Below are 4,687 nucleotides of genomic sequence, written 5' to 3'. Positions count from 1 at the left end.
TATCCCCGCTCCTTCCGTACTTCCTTACTCCGCTTGTGCGTCCGAAGGAGGCCCGGGCATCCGTCCGCCCTGTCTTTCCTCCGCCTTTCCCCGTCTCTTCCCACCTCTTCGCAAGAGGCAATCCTCCCGGGCACAATTATTAACCCTTATTCACAGGCGATGAAAAGACCCTTTATCCTCTTTCTTTTCCTGCTCTTACTCGGGCATGCCCGGGGGCAGGAGGCCGGCGTTCGCCGGGGCACGGACTCCGTGCGCGTCTATTTCCGTCAGGGCGAATCGCGCCTCGACCCCTATTTCCGTGAGAACGGCGCGCGCGTGCGCACCTTCACCGAACGTTTCAGAACCCTCCTTCAAGCCCCCTCGCGGCGCATCCGCGGCCTGCGCGTCACCGGCGGCGCCTCCCCCGAGGGGAGCACCGCCCTTAACCAACGCCTCTCCGAGCGTCGTGCCGAGGCCATCCGCCGGATGGTCTCCGGCTACTTCCCCCACGAGTTCGGCTGGCTCTCCACCGTCCCGCAAGGCATCGACTGGGAGGGGCTTGAACGCCTCGTGCTCTCCGACGAGTACATGCCCTACCGCCACGAGGTGCTCGACATCCTGCGCCACACGCCCGAATGGCTCATGCACAACGGACAAGTGACTGACGGCCGTAAACGGCGCTTAGGCATGCTTGGCGGCGGCTACGCCTGGCGCTACATGGAGAGCCGTTTCTTCCCCGAGCTTCGCGCCTCCACCCTGCACGTGTGGTACGAGACGGAGGAGGTGCGGGAAGCCGTTAAGGACACCGTCTACATCCTGCCCCCCGAACCCGCGGAAGCCGTACCCGCGCCCCGGGAGCACAGGCCCTTCTACATGGCCGTGAAGACCAACCTGCTCTACGACGCCGTGGTGCTGCCCAACCTCGGGCTGGAGTTCTACGTGGGCCGCGGCTGGTCGGTGGCCGGCAACTGGATGTACACCTGGCTCAAGAGCGACAAGCGCCACCGCTACCACCGCATATACGGCGGCGACCTCGAGGTGCGCCGCTGGCTGAGCTACGGCCGCAAGCCGCTGACGGGGCACCACATAGGGGTGTACGGGCAGCTGCTTACCTACGATCTGGAATGGGGCGGCAGGGGCTACCTCGGCGACCGGTGGAGCTACGGGGGCGGCCTGTCCTACGGCTACTCCGCCCCCATCGGCCGCAGGCTGAACCTCGACTTCAGCATCGGCGTCGGCTACCTGGGCGGCGAGTACTACGAGTACGTTCCGCAGGGAGACTGTTACCTGTGGCAGGCCACGAAGCAGCGCCGCTGGTTCGGCCCCACGAAGGCCGAGGTGTCGCTGGTGTGGCTGCTGGGACATGACAATTACAACGGGAAACGCAGGTCACAAATCGGAAAATAAGAAATTCATGAGAACGACAGAAATAACATCCACGAGAAGCATGAGAACATCCATGAGAAAAAAACGTCTGCACGGCATCGCCTTCCTGTTGGGGGCGTCCGTGATTATCCTGCTTGCTGCGGGCGTCGCCTCGCTGCTCGCCTCCTGCGACCATAAACCCTTCGCCTTCGCCCCCGATTCTTCGGTACGGGTGCGGGTCATCTTTGACTGGAGCAACGCCCCCGGGGCGTCGGCCACGGGCATGAGCGTCTATTTCTTCCCCTCCTCCGGCGGCCCCTTACGCAGGGACTTTCCCCGTGAGGGAGGGCTGACCGAGCTTCCGCCGGGCACGTACCGCGTGCTCTGCCTGAACAACGACAGCGAGTCCGCGCTCCTGCGCGGCACGGACACCCCGGAGAGCTTCGAGGCCTGCGCGCCTCCTCTCCCCGTGCAGGATGGGGACGGACAGGAGCCGGCGGTCTCCTCTCCCGGCATGCTCTGGGGAACGGGCGGCACGAGTTTCACCGTCACCGTCCCCTCGGAGCTGCCGGCCCCGGAGAGCCCGCTCGTGCTCTGTCCGGAGGAGCAGAGCTACATCTACACCGTAGAGATAGTGAACGTGCGCAACCTTGCGGGCGTCTCTTCCGCGGCCTTCTCGCTCTCGGGCATGTCCGCCTCGCTGTTCCCGGGAACCGGGCGCCGTTCCCCCTCACGCTCGTCCCTCTGCTTCGAAGCGGGCGTCGAGGAGGGCACGGCGCGGCTCACGGGCCGGGCGCTGTGCTTCGGGGTGAGCGAGGCGGAGGACACGTCGCACCGGCTGACGCTCAGCGTCGCCCTGCGCGACGGCAGCCGCAGGCGTATTTCGTTCGACGTGAGCGGACAGGTGAACCGCGCGACCGACAGGCGGCACGTGCATATACGGCTGGACGGGCTGACGATCCCCGCGCCCGCGGGGGAGGAAGGAGGATTCCAGACGGGAGTGGACGACTGGAGCACGGAGACGCGGCCGATAGACCTGTAGCCTTTCGGGCGCGGATGCCGCGGATGACACGGATTGTGTTCGGGCGCGGATGATGATTCTTCAGACGGAGATGATGCGGATTCCCTGTTTTACAAGCGGATGATGACGTGAAAGTGAATATGTGGAATATATGATATAACTGACAGGCAACTGGCAGTGTTTTTTCTTAATTTAATTTTTTAATTCTAACAAAACAAGTAAAGTATGAAAAAGAAACTTGTGGGCTGCCTTCTGGCAGCCGGCCTCATCGGCCTCAGCTCCTGCTCGCAGGACGAAACGAACGCTGTGAACCGCAGCGAATCCATCAGCTTCCATCCCACGCTGGGTGCTTCCACCCGCGGGGCGGTGACCACGCTGGGCAACCTGTCGCCCTTCAAGGTGACGGCATTCAAGAGTTCGGGAGGAACGAACCTCTTCGAGAACGCCGAGGTGAAACAGACGGGCGGCAAATGGGAAATGACCGATCCTCAGACGTGGCCCGGAAACGACGAGGTGAAGTTCTTCGCCTACGCTCCGGCCAACCTGCCTGCCGGCGCATCGGTGTACATCAACAGCGGCACGCAGAAGATATTCAGCTACGTGACACCGCAGAAGGTCTCTGATCAGAAGGACATCGTGGTGGCCCACAACACCGGCAGCCGCACCACCTCCGCATCGGGCGTGGCACTCAACTTCAAGCACATCCTCTCGCAGATAGAGGTGAAGGCCAAGTGCTCCGACCCCACCGTCACCATCAAGGTGCAGGGAGTGAAGGTATGCCAGGTGAAATCGGCGGCCAACTTCACCTTCCCCACCTCGCCCACGACCGCTTCCGGCCCGCTGGCGGGATGGGACGCGCCGAACGCCCCCGCCAGCTTCTCGGCCCGCCTGTCCGCCCCTGTCACCCTGACGGCGTCGGAGCAGAACATCACGGGAACGGAGAACTTCATGCTGCTTCCGCAGACATTAACGCCGTGGAGCGGCGGCGCCTCTCCGAACGGAGCCTATCTGGCCGTGCTCTGCCAGGTCACGAAGAACGGTACGCAGATTTATCCGCCCGCTTCAGGAAAGTACGGCTACTCCGCCGTGAAGATAGACTCTGCCTGGGAAGCCGGGAAGAAGTATATCTACGCGCTGAACTTCTGCCCTCCGGGCGGCGGTGCGGGTAACATCGATCCGATTCCCACCGACCCCGTGAATCCCACCGACCCGACCATCGACCCGAATCCGGGAACGGGCGGAGACCCTGTACTGGGCAACCCCATCACCTTCACCGTGACCGTGGAAGACTGGACGGCGGGAAGCACCGAGATAGGGATGTAATCAGTGATTAGCGGCAGGTGCCTGGCTGTTGTCAGCGGTCAACACTTACTCCACGCCGGGCACTTGCCGCTGTTTACCCGCCACTTATCATTCATCTATTCATCACTAATCACTAACAACATTTATATGCAAAGAGTGACATTGTCAGTATTGGCAAGCGGGGCACTGGCCCTGCCGATTGCCGTTTTTTGCTCCTGTAGCGACTTTCACGAAGAGGGGGGCGCGTATCCGGGGCGCAGTATCGGATTCAAGGTAGAGGCATTGGGGATGCCTGCAGGGGAAACACCGCCGGAGACACGGGTGTTTGCCCTGCAGGACTCCCTGACCGGGGGAGGAACGCCGCTCTACCTGCACGCCACGGTGAGGGAGGGCATGGTCACGGACGGGGAAAACGCTCTTGCGGGGGACGTGACAACGGGCGGCGTCTCTGTTACAGAAAGCCGTCCCGCCACGAAAGCCGCCCCGGTAGACGCTTCCACCATGCACGCCTCCATGGGCGTGTCCGCTTTCGTATATCCTGCCGCGGAAGCGTGGAACGACACGCGGACACCCGACTACATGTATGACACGGAGGTGAGCAAAGCCGGCGGATGGACTACGGACAGCCGCTGGCCGGGGGCGGGCTCGAAGATACGCTTCTTTGCGTACGCTCCCTACAGGAGCGCACTGCCGGCATCGAGCCTGGCACTCTCGGCCAAGAGCGCGGGCGGCGCGCCCGTGCTGACCTACACCGTTCCTGCCGACGTGGCCGGCCAGACCGACCTGCTGACGGCCGCCACCGACGAGATGCCGGGCGGCGGAGGCACGCCCGCCCTGCTTACCTTTAAGCATGCGCTGACGGCCGTGCGCTTTGTCACGGGTAATGACCTGCCTGCGGGGACGATTACGAACGTCACGCTGAAGGGCGTGTACGGCAAGGGCACGTACCGCATAGGCGAGAGCGCATGGGAAGGCCATGCCGACAGGAAGGACTTTACGCAGGCGCTGACGCCTGCGGCC

The 4,687-nt window shown here is 63.2% G+C and carries 4 protein-coding genes; all 4 read left to right on the top strand.

The window, feature by feature from the left end; translation table 11 throughout:
• Nucleotides 1–159 precede the first annotated feature (159 nt).
• On the top strand, nt 160–1,386 hold the full coding sequence (locus EV202_RS14770; protein WP_131927594.1) for a DUF3575 domain-containing protein: 1,227 nt from the start codon (nt 160–162) through the stop codon (nt 1,384–1,386).
• A gap of 52 nt (nt 1,387–1,438) precedes the next feature.
• On the top strand, nt 1,439–2,386 hold the full coding sequence (locus EV202_RS14765; protein WP_165899451.1) for a DUF5119 domain-containing protein: 948 nt from the start codon (nt 1,439–1,441) through the stop codon (nt 2,384–2,386).
• 285 nt (nt 2,387–2,671) lie between these two features.
• A complete protein-coding gene (locus tag EV202_RS14760) occupies nt 2,672–3,688 on the top strand; it encodes a fimbrillin family protein (protein ID WP_234878320.1) in 1,017 nt (338 codons plus the stop codon).
• A gap of 126 nt (nt 3,689–3,814) precedes the next feature.
• Nucleotides 3,815–4,687: fimbrillin family protein (locus EV202_RS14755; RefSeq protein WP_131927591.1), on the top strand; the 873-nt coding region annotated here is incomplete at its 3' end.

The sequence above is a fragment of the Prevotella heparinolytica genome (genome assembly GCF_004342845.1).
Taxonomy (GTDB): Bacteria; Bacteroidota; Bacteroidia; order Bacteroidales; family Bacteroidaceae; genus Bacteroides; species Bacteroides heparinolyticus.
Note: the sequence above shows the minus strand (reverse complement) of the source record. Positions and strands in the feature narration are given on the sequence as shown.